Source organism: Escherichia sp. 94.0001, from assembly GCF_013369155.2.
Lineage (GTDB): Bacteria > Pseudomonadota > Gammaproteobacteria > Enterobacterales > Enterobacteriaceae > Escherichia > Escherichia coli_F.
The window spans coordinates 1-16,679 of the sequence record NZ_JABWMS020000032.1; the positions used below are offsets into that span (position 1 = coordinate 1).

Annotated in this window: 17 protein-coding genes and 1 pseudogene; 4 read left to right on the forward strand and 14 right to left on the reverse strand. The window is 49.9% G+C overall.

The window, feature by feature from the left end:
• A pseudogene (locus HEN33_RS15105) lies at nucleotides 1–265 on the forward strand (hypothetical protein); the annotation flags it as partial.
• Between the two features lie 176 nt (nucleotides 266–441).
• Here the strand turns inward: HEN33_RS15105 and pgpA are convergent.
• The 6 genes from pgpA to nrdR all read right to left on the reverse strand — a co-directional run bounded on the left by pgpA (nucleotide 442) and on the right by nrdR (nucleotide 4,544).
• On the reverse strand, nucleotides 442–957 hold the full coding sequence (pgpA, locus tag HEN33_RS15110) for a phosphatidylglycerophosphatase A (RefSeq protein ID WP_000154043.1): 516 nt from the start codon (nucleotides 955–957) through the stop codon (nucleotides 442–444).
• Nucleotides 935–1,912: a thiamine-phosphate kinase gene (gene thiL, locus HEN33_RS15115; protein WP_176262778.1), complete on the reverse strand. Its 978-nt coding sequence runs from the start codon at nucleotides 1,910–1,912 to the stop codon at nucleotides 935–937. Before thiL ends, pgpA begins: the two co-directional genes overlap by 23 nt.
• 77 nt (nucleotides 1,913–1,989) lie before the next feature.
• Nucleotides 1,990–2,409, reverse strand: coding sequence for a transcription antitermination factor NusB (nusB, locus tag HEN33_RS15120; RefSeq protein WP_000801125.1), 420 nt, complete (start codon nucleotides 2,407–2,409; stop codon nucleotides 1,990–1,992).
• Nucleotides 2,410–2,428: 19 nt separating this feature from the next.
• A complete protein-coding gene (gene ribH / locus HEN33_RS15125; RefSeq protein WP_001021161.1) occupies nucleotides 2,429–2,899 on the reverse strand; it encodes a 6,7-dimethyl-8-ribityllumazine synthase in 471 nt (156 codons plus the stop codon).
• A gap of 88 nt (nucleotides 2,900–2,987) precedes the next feature.
• Entirely contained in the window at nucleotides 2,988–4,091 is a 1,104-nt protein-coding gene (ribD, locus tag HEN33_RS15130) for a bifunctional diaminohydroxyphosphoribosylaminopyrimidine deaminase/5-amino-6-(5-phosphoribosylamino)uracil reductase RibD (protein ID WP_176262779.1), read from the reverse strand.
• Nucleotides 4,092–4,094: 3 nt separating this feature from the next.
• Nucleotides 4,095–4,544: a transcriptional regulator NrdR gene (nrdR, locus tag HEN33_RS15135; protein ID WP_000543535.1), complete on the reverse strand. Its 450-nt coding sequence runs from the start codon at nucleotides 4,542–4,544 to the stop codon at nucleotides 4,095–4,097.
• A gap of 150 nt (nucleotides 4,545–4,694) precedes the next feature.
• On the opposite strand from nrdR, the gene HEN33_RS15140 reads away from it, so the two are divergent.
• The gene (locus HEN33_RS15140) at nucleotides 4,695–5,234 is read left to right on the forward strand and encodes a SadB/YajI family lipoprotein (protein ID WP_105270960.1); all 540 of its coding nucleotides are present in this window, start codon (nucleotides 4,695–4,697) and stop codon (nucleotides 5,232–5,234) included.
• Between the two features lie 297 nt (nucleotides 5,235–5,531).
• Nucleotides 5,532–6,416: a nucleoside-specific channel-forming protein Tsx gene (tsx, locus tag HEN33_RS15145; RefSeq protein WP_001295328.1), complete on the forward strand. Its 885-nt coding sequence runs from the start codon at nucleotides 5,532–5,534 to the stop codon at nucleotides 6,414–6,416.
• 176 nt (nucleotides 6,417–6,592) lie between these two features.
• Here tsx and yajD read toward each other — a convergent pair whose 3' ends face one another.
• The 6 genes from yajD to queA all read right to left on the reverse strand — a co-directional run bounded on the left by yajD (nucleotide 6,593) and on the right by queA (nucleotide 12,533).
• Nucleotides 6,593–6,940: an HNH nuclease YajD gene (yajD, locus tag HEN33_RS15150; RefSeq protein WP_000974813.1), complete on the reverse strand. Its 348-nt coding sequence runs from the start codon at nucleotides 6,938–6,940 to the stop codon at nucleotides 6,593–6,595.
• A 128-nt stretch (nucleotides 6,941–7,068) separates the two neighbouring features.
• Complete coding sequence (gene secF / locus HEN33_RS15155) at nucleotides 7,069–8,040, reverse strand: protein translocase subunit SecF (RefSeq protein WP_000046637.1); 972 nt, start codon at nucleotides 8,038–8,040, stop codon at nucleotides 7,069–7,071.
• Nucleotides 8,041–8,050: 10 nt separating this feature from the next.
• The gene (gene secD, locus HEN33_RS15160; RefSeq protein WP_064735139.1) at nucleotides 8,051–9,898 is read right to left on the reverse strand and encodes a protein translocase subunit SecD; all 1,848 of its coding nucleotides are present in this window, start codon (nucleotides 9,896–9,898) and stop codon (nucleotides 8,051–8,053) included.
• A 27-nt stretch (nucleotides 9,899–9,925) separates the two neighbouring features.
• The gene (gene yajC, locus HEN33_RS15165) at nucleotides 9,926–10,258 is read right to left on the reverse strand and encodes a preprotein translocase subunit YajC (protein ID WP_000007629.1); all 333 of its coding nucleotides are present in this window, start codon (nucleotides 10,256–10,258) and stop codon (nucleotides 9,926–9,928) included.
• Nucleotides 10,259–10,280: 22 nt separating this feature from the next.
• Nucleotides 10,281–11,408 (reverse strand): tRNA guanosine(34) transglycosylase Tgt, encoded by a 1,128-nt coding sequence (tgt, locus tag HEN33_RS15170; RefSeq protein ID WP_000667319.1) that lies wholly within the window; start codon nucleotides 11,406–11,408, stop codon nucleotides 10,281–10,283.
• Nucleotides 11,409–11,462: 54 nt separating this feature from the next.
• Nucleotides 11,463–12,533, reverse strand: coding sequence for a tRNA preQ1(34) S-adenosylmethionine ribosyltransferase-isomerase QueA (gene queA, locus HEN33_RS15175; RefSeq protein WP_100733721.1), 1,071 nt, complete (start codon nucleotides 12,531–12,533; stop codon nucleotides 11,463–11,465).
• A gap of 92 nt (nucleotides 12,534–12,625) precedes the next feature.
• On the opposite strand from queA, the gene acpH reads away from it, so the two are divergent.
• The gene (acpH, locus tag HEN33_RS15180) at nucleotides 12,626–13,207 is read left to right on the forward strand and encodes an ACP phosphodiesterase (protein ID WP_001009877.1); all 582 of its coding nucleotides are present in this window, start codon (nucleotides 12,626–12,628) and stop codon (nucleotides 13,205–13,207) included.
• Nucleotides 13,208–13,227: 20 nt separating this feature from the next.
• Here the strand turns inward: acpH and HEN33_RS15185 are convergent, their stop codons facing one another.
• Both HEN33_RS15185 and malZ read right to left on the reverse strand, forming a co-directional pair.
• Entirely contained in the window at nucleotides 13,228–14,673 is a 1,446-nt protein-coding gene (locus HEN33_RS15185) for a hypothetical protein (RefSeq protein WP_183083439.1), read from the reverse strand.
• Nucleotides 14,674–14,858: 185 nt separating this feature from the next.
• Nucleotides 14,859–16,676, reverse strand: coding sequence for a maltodextrin glucosidase (gene malZ, locus HEN33_RS15190; protein WP_176263056.1), 1,818 nt, complete (start codon nucleotides 16,674–16,676; stop codon nucleotides 14,859–14,861).
• Nucleotides 16,677–16,679 lie beyond the last annotated feature (3 nt).

The following is a 16,679-nucleotide window of genomic DNA, read 5'->3' on the forward strand; positions in this document are numbered from 1 at the left end:
GTATAAAATAACAAAAAATGATTATTTAAAGAAAATACCTTTAACTGCACAATTAATTGCAAAATACAAAATGGATGATCAATTAAATCAACTTTTGGTTACCCGTGAAATTCAAGATGAAATCAAATCAAAGATTCAAGACAAAATAGATGATCTTTCTAACAAATTATTCAACACTATTAATGAAACAATTAAGCATAATTTTGATGATACTTTTCGGAATCAGTCAGAGAATATGAGCAATTATTATGAGTTCGTCGACTGACGATATTTCAGTGTCATTGAATTATGAGTGACAAAGTTACACCTTGAAATATCTCCCCATAATATATTCGGTGATGTCGGATTTTACTTTAACAGAGTGCCCCCAAATTGGGGCTCTGTTCATTTATAAATCAAACCGGGTGGTCTGGAATCGACTACACCACCCGGTCAATGGCATCAAAGAATACCCAGCGGCCAATGATGACCGATAAAGTACAGGATGCCAGCGGAGATCACCCCGGCGACAATATCATCTATCATGATCCCCATGCCGCCATGTACATTGCGGTCAAACCAGCGGATCGGCCACGGTTTCCACATATCCAGAATACGGAAAATCACAAACCCGGCGGCAACCCACTGCCAGTCATTGGTCGGCAGCGCCATGAGCGTGATCCACATACCAATAAATTCGTCCCAGACAATGCTGCCGTGATCGTGCACGCCCATGTCTTTCGCCGTTTGATGACAAAGATAGACGCCGATACAGATCCCCAGCATGACTACCAGCGAATAGAGCTGCCAGGGCAAAAAGGTCATCAGATACCAGAACGGAATCGCCGCCAGCGACCCCATCGTGCCTGGAACAATTGGGCTTAATCCACTACCAAATCCAACAGCAAGCAGATGCCACGGATTACTCATCTTCAGGCGACTTTTCGCGACATCTTTATGGCGTGGCAAAATGGTCATATCCTTTCCAGTCAAATGTGACAGGTTCGCCGTCACGAATAAAACAAAGCCCTTCGATATCGGCGGTCATCTGCCCGATACAGGTAAACGGTACGCCCAGGTGTCCGAGAGCCACATCCAGCGCGCCACGGTTCAGTTCCGGCACCGTGAAACACAACTCGTAATCTTCACCGCCAGAGAGCGCCCAGCGCAGCGCCTGTTCCGGCTCAACATGGCGAGAAAGCGCATCAGAAAACGGCAGCAATGCCAGGTCAATACGTGCGCCGCAGTCGCTGGCTTTCACGATATGCCCGAGATCGGAAATCAGACCGTCAGAGAGATCGATAGCTGAATTTGCCAGATCACGCAAAGCCTGTCCCTGTAAAATACGCGGCGACGGACGGAGATGACGTTTGATTAAGTAGTCCACATCTTTAGCATCGGCAACCTGCAAACGGTTTTGCAATATCGCCAGCCCGGCGGCGCTATCGCCCGGTGTCCCGGTCACATAAATCCAGTCCCCCGGTTTCGCACCAGAGCGCGTTAAGGCTCGTCCCATCGGAACAAAGCCGTGGATACCCAACGTCATTGATAATGGCCCACGTGTGGTATCGCCACCAATGAGTTGCATATCGTAATAATTAAGTAGATCAAACAAACTGTCGCTGAAGGACTCAAGCCACGCTTCGTCGACGTCCGGTAAGGTTAATGCCAGCGTCAGCCAGGCCGGATCGGCGCCCATCGCGGCCAGATCGCTTAAATTCACTGCCAGAGCTTTATATGCCAGATCCGCAGGATCGATATCAGGGAGGAAATGGTTGCCCGCCACCAGCGTATCAGTGCTGATCGCCAGGGTCTGTTTCTCGGGGATATTGAGAAGTGCGCAATCGTCGCCGATGCCCAGTTCGACATCAAGACGAGAGCTTCTCACACGGTCAAAATAACGGGCAATCAGGGAGAACTCGCCACATGCCATACGTTATGCCTCAGCAGGTAAAAAAGAAAAGGCCGGCGATCGCGGAACGGTCTTCCGTGAATCTACCGGCCTGGATATCACTTTTTGTTAGGGCGAATCACAGGTGCTGCTTTATCGAGTACGCCGTTGACGAACTTATGGCTGTCTTCTGCGCCGAACGATTTTGCCAGTTCGATCGCTTCGTTAATGGCCACTTTGTATGGCACATCGCTACGTTTAGACAGCTCGTACAGCGCAATGCGCAGTACAGCTTTTTCTACCTGGCCCAGTTCTTCCAGCAGGCGGGACAGGTATGGCTTCATCAGTCCGTCGAGGTATGCGGTGTTAGTCGCCACCCCGGCCAGCAGCTCACGGAAGTACAGGACGTCAACGTCTTTTACATCCTGTTCAGCCAGGAACTGGTATTCAACATCAGCGATGTCGTTCTGGGACAACTGCCAGGAGTAGAGCGCCTGGACGGCACACTCACGAGCGCGGCGACGAGCAGCAGGTTTCACGGATTTCCCCTTACTAATTTCAGGCCTTGATGGCTTTCAATACATTAATCATTTCAAGCGCGGTCAGTGCAGCTTCTGCACCTTTGTTGCCAGCTTTGGTGCCAGCACGTTCGATCGCTTGTTCAATGCTTTCAGTGGTCAGCACCCCAAAAGCAACCGGAATTTCGCTGTCCTGGGCAACATGCGCCAGGCCGTTGCTTGCACCACCAGCGACATATTCAAAGTGGGCAGTGCCACCACGAATAACCGTACCCAGCGCAATCACCGCGTCATATTTACCGGTTTTAGCCAGTGCACCCGCCGCCAGCGGCAGCTCATAGGCACCAGGCACCCAAACAACGGTAATGTTTTCATCTTTTACCTGACCGATACGTTTCAGTGCGTCAATTGCACCTTCCAGCAGGCTGTCATTGATAAAGTTGTTGAAACGCGCAATGGTGATGGCGACGCGAGCGTCCGGGGTAGCAACGTTAGCTTCAATAATGTTCATTTTCTTCCTTCGGGTTCGAGTATGGCCCCGCAGGGGGGCGGATTTTAGCATAATATTTCGTGCGCTGCTTCCCTTTCGAGTCGGGAGATCATGCACCCACTAAATGCAGGCAAACATCCGGGCCTACATGACGTATCTCTTTGAATTTAAATTGGGGGACGTCGGCTAATTTCTCAAGCCCCAGCAACGTACATAATCCGCGGGCGTCACTGCCTAATAGTTTAGGTGCGATATAGACAATCAGCTCATCGACTAAGCCCGCCTGTAGCAATGCGCCAGCGAGCGTTGGCCCAGCTTCCACCCAGATGCTATTAATCTGCTGTTTACCCAGTTGCATCATCAATACAACCAGATCCAGATGACCTTTATGCTCTGGAATCAGCAAGGTTCGCACCGTTTCCGGCCACTCGCGAGAATCTTCCTGCGTACGCGCGAACCAGGTTTCGCCAGACTGCTGCACAATACGGTGTTCCGGCGTCACGCGATTTTGGCTATCAATCACAATACGTACTGGCTGGCGGAGATTTTGTTGCGGATAGAGCGCCTGAGTTTGTTCATCCAGTTCAGACCAACGCACCGTTAAGGCTGGATCGTCCGCCATGACTGTTGCGCTGCTGGTTAAAATGGCATGACTTTGCGCACGCAGACGTTGTACATCGCGTCGCGCCTGAGGAGACGTGATCCACTGGCTCTCACCGCTCGCCATCGCCGTGCGACCATCAAGCGACGCGCCAAGTTTTAACTGGATATAAGGAAAGCCGGTGCGCATGCGCTTGAGAAAGCCTTTATTCAATTGCTCGGCTTCACTCATCATCAGGCCGTGGCTGACGTCAATGCCAGCCTGTTGCAAACGATAAAGTCCACGCCCAGCGACCTGCGGGTTAGGATCCTGCATCGCGGCAACCACGCGCGTGACACCCGCAGCAATCAACGCATCGCAACATGGCGGCGTACGACCATGATGACTACAAGGTTCGAGTGTGACATACGCCGTGGCACCTTTGGCTTTTTCGCCAGCCATGCGCAACGCGTGTACCTCGGCATGCGGTTCACCCGCTCGCTGATGGTAACCTTCACCGACGATTTCGCCATCTTTTACAATGACGCACCCGACATTCGGGTTGGGATGAGTGGTAAAACGTCCTCGTTGCGCCAGCTTAAGCGCCCGCGCCATGTAATACTCGTCCTGCACGGCTTAGTCCTCCAGGCGCGCGATCTCTTCGCCAAATTCTTTGATATCTTCGAAACTGCGATAGACAGAGGCAAAACGGATATAGGCGACTTTATCGAGCTTTTTCAATTGCTCCATCACCAAATTGCCAATCATCTTGCTCGGCACTTCACGCTCACCGGTGGCGCGCAGCTGCGATTTAATATGATTGATTGCCATTTCGACGTCATCGGAACTCACCGGACGTTTTTCCAGCGCGCGCAGCATTCCGCTACGTAATTTCTCTTCATTAAACGGTTCACGCACGTCATTGCTTTTTACAACACGTGGCATAACCAGCTCCGCCACTTCAAAGGTGGTGAAACGTTCATTACACACCAGACACTGCCGACGGCGGCGTACGGATGAGCCCTCGCCCACGAGACGAGAGTCAATTACCTTAGTGTCCACGGCGAAACAGAATGGGCAATGCATACGGCGTCCTGACCAGGTGGTTAACAGAAATCTATTTTACCCTGAACTGACGATACAACAAAGGCGCAACGCTTTTGAGATAAAGGATCGATGCTTTCACTGCTTTTACCCTCTACCATTAGGCTTATTGCGATGAGAAAGGGACGACCTATGAATACTAACGTTTTTCGACTGCTCCTGCTGGGAAGCCTGTTCAGCCTTAGCGCCTGTGTGCAGCAAAGCGAAGTGCGGCAGATGAAACACAGCGTCAGCACACTGAACCAGGAGATGACGCAACTCAATAAAGAAACGGTCAAAATCACTCAGCAAAACAGGCTGAATGCAAAATCCAGCAGTGGGGTTTACCTTCTGCCTGGAGCGAAAACACCAGCAAGACTGGAAAGCCAGATCGGTACTTTACGTATGTCGCTGGTGAATATTACGCCTGATACAGATGGCACCACCCTGACGCTACGTATTCAGGGCGAGTCGAATGATCCCTTGCCCGCATTCAGCGGAACTGTTGAATATGGGCAAATTCAGGGAACAATAGACAACTTTCAGGAAATCAATGTGCAGAATCAATTGATTAACGCCCCTGCCAGCGTCCTCGCCCCCAGCGATGTTGATATTCCGTTACAGTTAAAGGGTATTTCTGCGGATCAGTTAGGCTTTGTACGTATCCACGACATTCAACCTGTTATGCAGTAAACGTATCGCGGGGCGTTTTGTGCGTCCCGCAACATCTTTCCCCGTCATTTTGTTACTCTGCTTACATCACCCAGATTGATAGTAAAAGTTTGCAACAAGGGTGAAAGTCAGTACAATCCCCGCCCGAATGTGTGTAAACGTGAACGCAATCGATTACGTAAATGATAGAACTGTGAAACGAAACATATTTTTGTGAGCAATGATTTTTATAATAGGCTCCTCTGTATACGAAATATTTAGAAACGCAATTTGCGCCTTTTTCACTCCCGCAAGGGATTTTCAAACAGTGGCATACATATGAAAAAAACATTACTGGCAGCCGGTGCGGTACTGGCGCTCTCTTCGTCTTTTACTGTCAACGCAGCTGAAAACGACAAACCGCAGTATCTTTCCGACTGGTGGCACCAGAGCGTTAACGTTGTCGGAAGCTATCACACCCGTTTCGGACCGCAGATCCGCAACGATACCTACCTTGAGTACGAAGCATTCGCTAAAAAAGACTGGTTCGACTTCTATGGGTATGCGGATGCGCCGGTATTCTTCGGCGGTAACTCCGATGCAAAAGGTATCTGGAACCACGGTTCCCCGCTGTTTATGGAAATCGAACCACGTTTCTCCATCGACAAGCTGACCAATACTGACCTTAGCTTTGGTCCGTTCAAAGAGTGGTACTTCGCGAACAACTACATTTACGACATGGGTCGTAATAAAGATGGTCGCCAGAGCACCTGGTACATGGGTCTGGGTACCGATATCGATACTGGCCTGCCGATGAGCCTGTCCATGAACGTCTATGCAAAATACCAGTGGCAGAACTATGGCGCAGCGAATGAAAACGAGTGGGACGGTTACCGTTTCAAAATTAAATACTTTGTGCCGATTACCGATCTGTGGGGTGGTCAGCTGAGCTACATCGGCTTCACCAACTTCGACTGGGGTTCCGATTTAGGGGATGACAGCGGTAACGCAATCAACGGTATTAAGACCCGTACCAATAACTCCATCGCTTCCAGCCATATTCTGGCTCTGAACTACGATCACTGGCACTACTCTGTCGTAGCTCGTTACTGGCACGACGGTGGTCAGTGGAACGACGATGCAGAACTGAACTTCGGCAACGGCAACTTCAACGTTCGCTCTACCGGCTGGGGTGGTTACCTGGTAGTAGGTTACAACTTCTGATGACTGAAATGCCGGATCTTGTATCCGGCATTTCAGATTGTTAACAACGTGCGCTTTGTTCATGCCGGATGCGGCGTAAACGCCTTATCCGGCCTACAAAAACACGTAAATTCAATACATTGCTGAGATTACGTAGGCCTGATAAGCGTAGCGCATCAGGCAATTTTGCGTTTTAATCACTTCTTCTTATTCATCATCGCTTTTAAATCAGCGAATGGGTTGTACTTCGCTTCACCGACATCTTTCTGCGCATCTTCCCCTGCGATAACGGTCGTACCATACTGATCCGCTTCGGTATATTTCGAATGCTCATGATCGTGGCAATAGAGACACAACAATTCCCAGTTACTACCATCTTCCGGGTTATTAGTATGGTCGTGATCAATGTGGTGAACAGTAAGTTCACGCAGGTTGGAATAGACAAACTCGCGGGAGCAGCGTCCACACACCCACGGATAGATTTTTAATGCTTTTTCGCGATAGCCGCTTTCTAACCGCGCATAATTTTTTGGGATGATAGCCATGAGAAGTTACCTGGATGAAATGTAGGGTTAGGCGCAGTTTCCCAAGATGCGAGGGTTTTCGCAATCACCTTACATCAAAAAAAATCCCGATCTTCTGACCGGGATTTTCAACATCAGCTGAAACTTGATTAAGGCAGAATTGACGGCTGATCCGCCCCTTCTTTTTCCACTTTCTGCTGCAGCATGTGTTCGCGCTTCATACCCAGTTTCAGAGCCAGCGCCGATGCTACGTAGATGGAAGATGCAGTACCGATGGAAACACCGATAAGCATGGTCAGCGAGAAGCCTTCCAGTACCGGACCACCGAAGAGGTACAGCATCAGGATAACCATCAAGGTAGTACCGGATGTGATCAAGGTACGGTGCAGCGTCTGGGTCAAGGACACGTTAAAGATTTCGTAAGGCGTACCGCGACGGATCTTGCGGAAGTTTTCACGAATACGGTCCGATACCACGATACTGTCGTTAAGCGAGTAACCGATAACCGACATCAACGATGCCACAATGGTCAGGTCAATCTCGATATGGAATAACGACAAAATACCCAGCGTAATGATAACGTCGTGCGCCAGCGCAATAACAACCCCTGCCGCCAGTCGCCACTCAAAGCGGAAACCTACGTACACGAGGATAGACAGCAGCGCCGCCATCAACGCCATCGCACCGGTTTGCGCAAGGTCTGCCCCCACGCTCGGACCGACGAACTCAATACGCTTCACTGCCGCATTCTGATTGGTGGATTCGTTAATCACCTTCAGAACCTGGCTGCCCAGCACCTGACCGCCGGTTTCGCCTTCAGCAGGCGGCATACGGACCATGATGTCGTGGCTGCTACCAAAGTTTTGCAGCATCGGCTCTTCAAAGCCCGCTTTCTGCAATGCATCACGCATCACATCGATTTCAGCCGGTTTTTCGAGCGTAATTTCGATAACCGTACCACCAGTGAAATCCAGCCCCCAGTTAAAGCCGCGCACGCCCATAATAACGATAGCGGCGATTAACAGCAGACCAGAGATGCCGAAAGCCCAGTAGTCCCAGCGCATAAAGTCATAGACTTTACGGCCGTGGTTTAGTTGTTCAACAGTATATTCCTGTGCCACATCGCACTCCTCAGATTGACAGCTTCTTGACGCGCTTGCCGCCATATAGCAGGTTTACGATGGCACGCGTACCGACAATCGCGGTAAACATCGACGTCGCCACACCGATACCGGTAGTAATCGCGAACCCTTTAATTGCCCCGGTACCCACTGCGTACAGGATGATGACTTTAATCAGCGTGGTGATGTTCGCATCGAAGATAGAACTGAATGCGCCACGATAACCTTCATCAATTGCCTGTTGAACAGTACGTCCGTTGCTCAACTCTTCTTTAATACGTTCGTTGATCAGTACGTTCGCATCGACCGCCACCGCAAGGGTTAAGACAATACCCGCGATACCCGGCATACTCAGCGTTGCACCTGGCAACAGCGACATAATGCCGACAATCAAGATCAAGTTCGCAATCAGAGCACTGGTCGCAATCAGACCAAACTTCTTATAGAAGAGGATCATGAACAGAATAGAAACCAGCAGACCGGCGAGACATGCCTCCAGCCCCTGTTCAATATTCTGCATACCCAGGGTCGGGCCAATGGTACGTTCTTCAACAATCTGAATCGGTGCAATCAACGCACCGGCACGCAGCAACAGCGAAAGCTGGCGCGCTTCGTTCGGGTTATTGATACCGGTGATACGGAAGCTGTTACCCAGACGAGACTGGATATTAGCGATGTTAATCACCTCTTCCTGTTTCACCAGAACCGCACGACCGTTTGCATCTTTCTTACCGCTGTCTTTGTACTCCACAAATAGGGTCGCCATCGGTTTGCCGATGTTGTCCTTGGTGAAGTTCGACATGATGTTACCACCAGCGCTATCGAGCGAGATGTTAACCTGCGGTTGGTTGTATTCGTCCTGGCTGGAAGTGGAGTCAGTGATATGGTCACCGGTCAGAATTACACGTTTGTACAGCACAACAGGCTGACCTTCGCGGGTCTGTTTCACTTCAGAGTCGCCCGGTACGCGTCCAGACGCAGCAGCGGCCTGGTCAACGTTGGTGTTTACCAGACGGAATTCCAACGTTGCCGTTGCACCCAGAATCTCTTTCGCTCGTGCGGTGTCCTGGATACCAGGCAGCTCAACAACGATACGGTCAGCACCCTGACGCTGAACCACCGGCTCCGCCACGCCAAGCTGGTTTACACGGTTACGCAGGATGTTGATGTTCTGTTGCACCGCATATTCACGCGCTTCACTCAGGCGAGCATCGCTCATTACCGCACGCAGCTGGTTGCTGCCCTGGCTACTAATCACCAGGTCCGGATGACGCTTGCTCAGATACGCAATGGCTTCATCACGAGCTTTAGCATCGCGGAAAGTGATGCTCAGGCCGTAGTTGTTTTCTTTACGAACGGTGGTATACGGGATGCCCTTTTCGCGCAGGTCGCTGCGCAGGCTATCGATGTTTTGTTCCTGGAGTTTGCCAAGCGCGGTGTCCATATCCACTTCCATCAGGAAGTGAACGCCGCCACGCAGGTCAAGGCCGAGCTTCATCGGCTCAGCGTGAATAGCTGCCAGCCAGCGCGGCGTTGCCGGGGCAAGGTTAAGCGCCACGACGTATTTGTCACCCATAACGCCCATTAATGCTTCACGAGCGCGCAGTTGGGTGTCAGTGGAGTCGAAGCGCGCAAGAATAGCGCCCTCTTCCAGTGCCACAGACTTAGCAGTTATTTTTTCTTCTTGTAACGTTTTCTGGACCTGGATCAGCGTTTGCTCACTGGCGGCGACTCCGCGCGCGCCAGTGATCTGAACAGCCGGATCCTCACCAAACAGGTTGGGAAGTGCATACAGCAGACCGATGACAATCACCACGATCAGCATGACGTACTTCCACAAAGGATAACGGTTTAACACGGCAATTCCCTTAGGGAAAAATTTTAATTACAGCGCCTTCATGGTGCCTTTCGGCAGAACGGCAGCTACGAAGTCACGTTTAATAACTACTTCAGTGGTGTCATTCAGTGCGATAGCAATGTAGCCGTTTTCTGCTACTTTGGTTACGCGACCGACCAGGCCACCGTTCGTCAGAACTTCATCACCTTTGGCAATGGAGTCCATCAGCTTTTTGTGTTCTTTGGTGCGCTTCTGCTGTGGACGCAGGATCATGAAATAGAAAATCAGACCGAATACCACCAGCATCAAAATCAAAGACATCGGGCTACCTTGCGCCGGTGCACCCGTTGCCGCTACCGCATCAGAAATAAAAAAGCTCATTAAATTTCCCTCATTATTAATATTAATCAACGTTCAAAGGTGGTACTTCTCGCCCCTGACGCTGGTAAAAATCAGTTACGAAGCTCTCTAATTTACCCTCTTCAATAGCCTTGCGTAAACCCGCCATCAAACGCTGGTAGTAACGAAGGTTATGAATGGTATTGAGTCGCGCGCCTAATATTTCGTTGCAACGGTCGAGATGATGCAAGTAAGCGCGTGAATAATTGCGACAGGTGTAGCAATCACACTCAGGATCGAGCGGGCCAGTATCGCTCTTATACTTCGCATTGCGGATTTTCACCACGCCATCGGTCACGAACAAATGACCATTTCGGGCGTTGCGGGTTGGCATTACGCAGTCAAACATATCGATACCGCGACGTACGCCTTCAACCAGATCTTCCGGTTTACCAACGCCCATCAGGTAACGCGGTTTGTCTGCCGGAATTTGCGGACACACATGCTCCAGAATGCGGTGCATATCTGCTTTCGGCTCACCCACAGCCAGACCGCCGACAGCGTAGCCATCAAAACCGATATCTACCAGACCTTTAACAGAAATATCACGTAAATCTTCGTAAACGCTGCCCTGAATGATACCAAACAGCGCATTTTTGTTACCGAGACTATCAAAACGCTCACGGCTACGCTTCGCCCAACGCAGAGACATCTCCATCGAGCGTTTTGCGTAATCCCAGTCAGCAGGATACGGCGTACACTCATCAAAGATCATGACGATATCTGAACCAAGATCGTACTGAATCTCCATCGACTTTTCCGGGTCGAGGAAAATCGGGTCGCCGTTGATCGGGTTACGGAAGTGAACGCCCTGTTCGGTGATTTTACGAATATCGCCAAGGCTGAAGACCTGGAAGCCGCCGGAGTCGGTAAGGATAGGTCCTTTCCACTGCATAAAATCGTGCAGATCGCCATGCAGTTTCATGATTTCCTGACCCGGGCGCAGCCACAGGTGGAAAGTGTTACCGAGAATAATTTGTGCGCCAGTGGCTTCAACTTCTTCCGGCGTCATCCCTTTTACGGTGCCGTAGGTGCCAACAGGCATAAAACAAGGCGTTTCCACTACGCCACGATCAAAGACCAGGCGGCCACGGCGTGCGCGACCGTCGGTGGTGTCCAGTTCAAATTTCATTTTTTCTCCACTACGTCAGAAAAACAGTCCAACGTTTAAACCAGCGCCGCGGAATTACTCCCCGACGCGCTCATTAATTGCCTGCGGATTGTACGTGATAAACATCGCATCACCGTAACTAAAAAAGCGATATTTCTCTTCTACCGCCGCTTTATAGGCGTTCATAGTGTGTTGATAGCCGGCAAATGCCGAAACCAGCATAATCAGCGTCGATTCAGGAAGGTGGAAGTTCGTCACCAGCGCATCGACCACTTTGTACTGGAAGCCCGGATAGATAAAGATTTGGGTATCGTCAAAGAACGGTTCAATGAGATCGTTTTTCGCCGCCTGGGCCGCGCTTTCCAGCGAACGTACCGAGGTGGTGCCAACCGCAATCACCCGATTGCCACGCGCTTTTGCTGCCAGTACCGCGTCTACCACATCCTGCGGCACTTCAGCGTATTCTGAGTGCATGATGTGATCTTCAATGGTGTCGACGCGCACCGGCTGGAAAGTACCCGCACCAACGTGCAGAGTTACGAACGCCATCTCCACGCCTTTGGCGCGCAATTTTTCCAGCAAAGGTTCGTCAAAATGCAGCCCGGCAGTCGGGGCCGCTACCGCGCCCGGTTTTTCACTATAAACTGTTTGATAAAGTTCGCGGTCTGCATCTTCGTCCGGACGGTCGATGTACGGCGGCAGTGGCATGTGGCCGATGCTGTTGAGGATATCCAGTACAGAACGATCATCATTAAATTCGACTTCAAACAGTGCGCCGTAGCGAGCGGTCATTGTTGCGTTGATACTTTCGTCATCGCCCAGCAGCAGCTCTGCGCCCGGTTTTGGCGCTTTCGAGGCGCGAATATGCGCAAGAATGCGTTTGTCGTCGAGCATACGCTCAACCAGCACTTCAATCTTGCCGCCGCTGGCTTTACGCCCAAACAGGCGCGCCGGGATCACGCGGGTATTATTAAAAACCAGAAGATCGCCGGGGTTGAGCTTATCGAGTAAATCGGTGAAAGTACCGTGCGTCAGCGCGCCCGTCGGCCCGTCCAGCGACAGTAAACGACAGCTACTGCGTTCAGGCATTGGATAGTGGGCAATCAGGGATTCGGGTAATTCAAAGGAGAAATCGGTAACGCGCATGACACTGACTCAGACTAAAATAAGAGGCGGGTAGTCTAGTGCCGGGGCGCTCTCCCTGCAACCTTTACCCCCCTTTGGATAGAATATAATCGATGAATTTTTTAGCTCACCTGCATCTAGCCCATCTCGCGGAAAGCTCGCTTTCCGGCAATTTACTGGCTGATTTCGTACGCGGAAATCCTGAAGAAAGTTTTCCCCCCGACGTCGTGGCTGGCATTCATATGCATCGACGTATCGACGTATTGACTGACAATCTGCCGGAAGTCCGCGAAGCACGGGAGTGGTTTCGTCGTGAAACTCGCCGCGTTGCGCCTATTACACTGGATGTCATGTGGGATCACTTTCTTTCACGCCACTGGTCGCAGCTATCACCGGACTTTCCGCTACAGGAATTTACCTGTTATGCCCGTGAGCAAGTGATGACTATTCTTCCAGACTCACCGCCACGCTTTATCAATCTGAACAACTACTTATGGTCAGAGCAGTGGCTGGTGCGCTATCGCGATATGGATTTCATCCAGAACGTGTTAAACGGCATGGCAAGCCGTCGCCCACGTCTGGATGCCCTGCGTGACTCTTGGTACGATTTAGACGCCCATTACGATGCTCTCGAAACCCGCTTCTGGCAGTTTTATCCGCGGATGATGGCGCAGGCGTCACGCAAGGCGCTCTGAAACTTCAAGCTCCAGCGTCACTATTTTTTAGCATTCGCATCCAGCGGGGCGGCATAACAGCTGTAAGAAAAACATTCGCTGGAATGATTGGCGATATCTTTAAAGTTGCTTTCAGCAACCCCCTCGAACATGAGTACCGTTCTGGACAAATCTCCGTTTTCATTTATATGTGGAAAATCAAATTGTGCACTGAATCGCCATACATCTGTCTTTTCTGGCTCGCTGTTCACAGAGATACGTCGATGGAAGACCCCTCCTGTAAACGTGCGCCAGAACAATTGTTGATCAAAATCTTGTAATATCTCAGAGTTGGATGCTATTTGATGTAGTAAACCTGCATACCGTGGACTGCCATCACGAGCAACATTATGCAACCCCTGACTAAAAGCATCAAACAAACAATACATGTGATCACTAGTGAAAAAAGGTCTTAATTTGTTTTGTTCTTCATCGCTGTAATCCAGGAGCATCTCATTGATTTCTTCCTGTGAGAATTTTAAGACAAAATTATCCTCAGGATTTGTTTCTTTCTTGTTTTTTTCGATATTCTTCTCCTCAATGGTCTTCGCATTTTGTTTCGCATTTTCTTCCTCAGTTTTTTTCTCAATTACTTCCGCAATTTTTTCCCGAGTTTTTGATTTTAGACTAACACCATCGATGTCAACCGGTGTTGTTTTCAGATCTCTCTGCGCGTCTTTCAAATTTGTCTTATAGAGATCGGGCACTTTATCGGCAGATAAGTATCCGGATGAAGAAATCTGGTGTGTACGCATGGGGGGCTGTTCACAAAGCATCGAGGCTATATCGTCTTTAAACTCTTTTACATTAAAGTTATCGGCATTAACCTTCCCTGTTATAAACCCCGCATCGGCAATTTTCTTCTCTAATTGTTTTGTACGTTTAGAATAATAAGCGTTGTTATCATAAAACTTTTCAAGAAGGGCCCACTCCTCAAGTTGCCTTATGTGATTTTTCAACTGTTGATGATCTATTTTATATTCATGTGTACTAGAATCATTTTGGTTGCAAGAGTTACAGATTTTTAAGCATAATTTTCCATCAGATTTATCATCTATGGTATCAGTGAAAATATAGGACACTTCAATACTCTGCCCGTACTTATCAGTCATCTCATATGACCATTGCCCCGTTCGTTTCGCATTCTTAATGACTTCGATGGACTCTGCAGGGCAACCATGAAGAATGGCCAGAATTTTATCAGGATGCTTAATGAGTAAAATTATTATATTTACAACGTTTGAAAAGAAACTTTTGCTATTTTTTATTTCATCGTTTTTTTCCGCTGAAATGTTTACTAAGTTTTCATTTCCGGAAATGAAAAGCAATTTGCCATGGGGGCTTTTTTTAAATTGTTCTTCTGTTTTAGAAAAGACATCCTCTTTAAAAGGTGGCAACTCAGTACCAGTAATAAACGGTTTCAATAAATTCGAATTTGAAATTGTCATATCTTTGCTCCACTACAGGGTTATCCTGGAGCAGGTTGTACATAACCTCATGGGCAAAGAATACCAAAAATCGCTCATATCGATCGGGACAAATATTTAACAAACTCAGCCCTGACATTGTGCAGCTTTTTCGCTGCGTAGTGTCAGGGCTGATGACTAACGACGTAACAAATAAAACAGATGCTTTAGTTCATCCACACCGTAGCCGAAATGGCAGACAAAGCCAGAATCCCGTCCGTCAGTTGCCCATGCCCCTCCTTGCGTTGCCATTGCGCGACATTGAGTAACGGCGACGCGGGTAGCACCACTTCACAGGCTTCGCCACGGTTGATAGCCACCAGCACACGCTGCTGATTCAGCACGCGGACAAATACCACCACGTTATCTTCCGCATATAGCACCTGACAGCCGCCACGACGCAGCGCCTGACTTTTCTTACGCAGCGCAATCATTCGCTGGTACAGCGCGAATAACGCCGTATCCTGCTTTTCCACCTGCCAGGGGAACGGTTTACGGCAAAACGGATCGTTTTTGCCATCCAGTCCCACTTCATCACCGTAATAAATACACGGTATGCCAGGCCAAGTAAGAAGCCAGACCACCGCCAGCGGCAGACGCGCGACATCCCGACCGAGCAGCGTTTTAAATCGCGCAGTATCGTGGCTGTCGAGCTGATTAAACATGCGCAATTGCTGTTGATGAGAAAGCCCTGCGCGGTAATTATCCATCCAGGCCATACAGGTTTGGGCGTCAATCTGCTGAGGATCGTAAGAGATATCAGTGTTGGCAAGAAATCCCCACAACGGGAATGTGAAGCCACGATAGTTCATGGCGGCATCTTCCACATCGGCCTGTAGCCATTGCCGTGCATCGCCAAAATGTTCGCCAACTATATACGCTTCCGGTTGGGTTTCTTTCGCGGCTTCGGTGATCCCAGCGACGTGCTGTAAATTATTGCGCGCCCCACCCGCTTCTCCCAGCATATGCACCACATCCAGCCGCCAGCCGTCCATATTCCATGGTGCTTTCAACCAATGGCGGACAATGCTGTCTTCCCCGCGATAAATTTCATTCACCAGACTTTCCGATTGATAATCCAGCTTCGGCAGGCTGGCATAGCCCAGCCAGTCGAGCGCCGTGCCATCATCGCTAAATGAGTACCAGTCACGCCAGGGCGATTCGGGGTTGTGACAAGCGCCACCTGTCCCCCGATTATGTCGGTCAAACCAGGCATGGGAATCGCCACTGTGGTTAAACACACCGTCCAGCACCAGCCGCATTCCCATCTGCTGTGTATTGTGTCGTAAACGCAGCAACGCCCCATCGCCGCCAAACTGCGGATCGACATGGCGATAATCCTCAGTATCGTATTTGTGTACGCTGGGAGCTTTAAACACCGGATTAAGATACAACGCCGTCACGCCGAGCTTTTTCAGATACGGCAGTTTTTCGCTGATACCGTCCAGATCGCCGCCATAGAACGTTGATCCGCCCGCCTGCGCCGTGACCGGTTCATCCCAGTCACGCAATATGATCTCTTGTCCGGCTGCGTGATGGTAATAAACATGATCCTGTTCAGCTTCACGAGGAAGACTACGGGCGAAACGATCAGGGAAGATCTGATAAAAAATCTGATCCGCAGCCCATTGTGGGCCGATATCCGGTACATCGACGGCAAACTGCTCCAGTCGCGCTGGCGGCATTCGGCTGAAGCCCTGCGGTGTAAACCAACGCTGGTGATCGTGCCACAATAATTTGAAGCTATAGCGCCGCCGGGGTTGCCCAATGGAAATATCGATGGCCGCCCGCCATGCCGTGACACCAGGCAGGGGCTGACTGCGCTGCTTATGCATCGGTACTGACGTTTCTTCGTTATCGTTTTCTGTACGTAGCATAATCCGCTGCGGTGGGTCTTCGCCTGTCAGCCACAGTGTAATGAGTAGTTGATCTTTGCTTTGTTTAACAAATGGGGGCACCGGCAGGTGCCATGCATTTAACATCATAAT

Coding starts and splice junctions, on each gene's coding strand:
- ribH (WP_001021161.1), bottom strand. CDS start 2,899: ATGAACATTATTGAAGCTAACGTTGCTACCCCGGACGCTCGCGTCGCC.
- yajC (WP_000007629.1), bottom strand. CDS start 10,258: ATGAGCTTTTTTATTTCTGATGCGGTAGCGGCAACGGGTGCACCGGCG.
- queA (WP_100733721.1), bottom strand. CDS start 12,533: ATGCGCGTTACCGATTTCTCCTTTGAATTACCCGAATCCCTGATTGCC.
- tsx (WP_001295328.1), top strand. CDS start 5,532: ATGAAAAAAACATTACTGGCAGCCGGTGCGGTACTGGCGCTCTCTTCG.
- pgpA (WP_000154043.1), bottom strand. CDS start 957: ATGACCATTTTGCCACGCCATAAAGATGTCGCGAAAAGTCGCCTGAAG.
- tgt (WP_000667319.1), bottom strand. CDS start 11,408: ATGAAATTTGAACTGGACACCACCGACGGTCGCGCACGCCGTGGCCGC.
- HEN33_RS15185 (WP_183083439.1), bottom strand. CDS start 14,673: ATGACAATTTCAAATTCGAATTTATTGAAACCGTTTATTACTGGTACT.
- thiL (WP_176262778.1), bottom strand. CDS start 1,912: ATGGCATGTGGCGAGTTCTCCCTGATTGCCCGTTATTTTGACCGTGTG.
- malZ (WP_176263056.1), bottom strand. CDS start 16,676: ATGATGTTAAATGCATGGCACCTGCCGGTGCCCCCATTTGTTAAACAA.
- yajD (WP_000974813.1), bottom strand. CDS start 6,940: ATGGCTATCATCCCAAAAAATTATGCGCGGTTAGAAAGCGGCTATCGC.
- nrdR (WP_000543535.1), bottom strand. CDS start 4,544: ATGCATTGCCCATTCTGTTTCGCCGTGGACACTAAGGTAATTGACTCT.
- acpH (WP_001009877.1), top strand. CDS start 12,626: ATGAATTTTTTAGCTCACCTGCATCTAGCCCATCTCGCGGAAAGCTCG.
- HEN33_RS15140 (WP_105270960.1), top strand. CDS start 4,695: ATGAATACTAACGTTTTTCGACTGCTCCTGCTGGGAAGCCTGTTCAGC.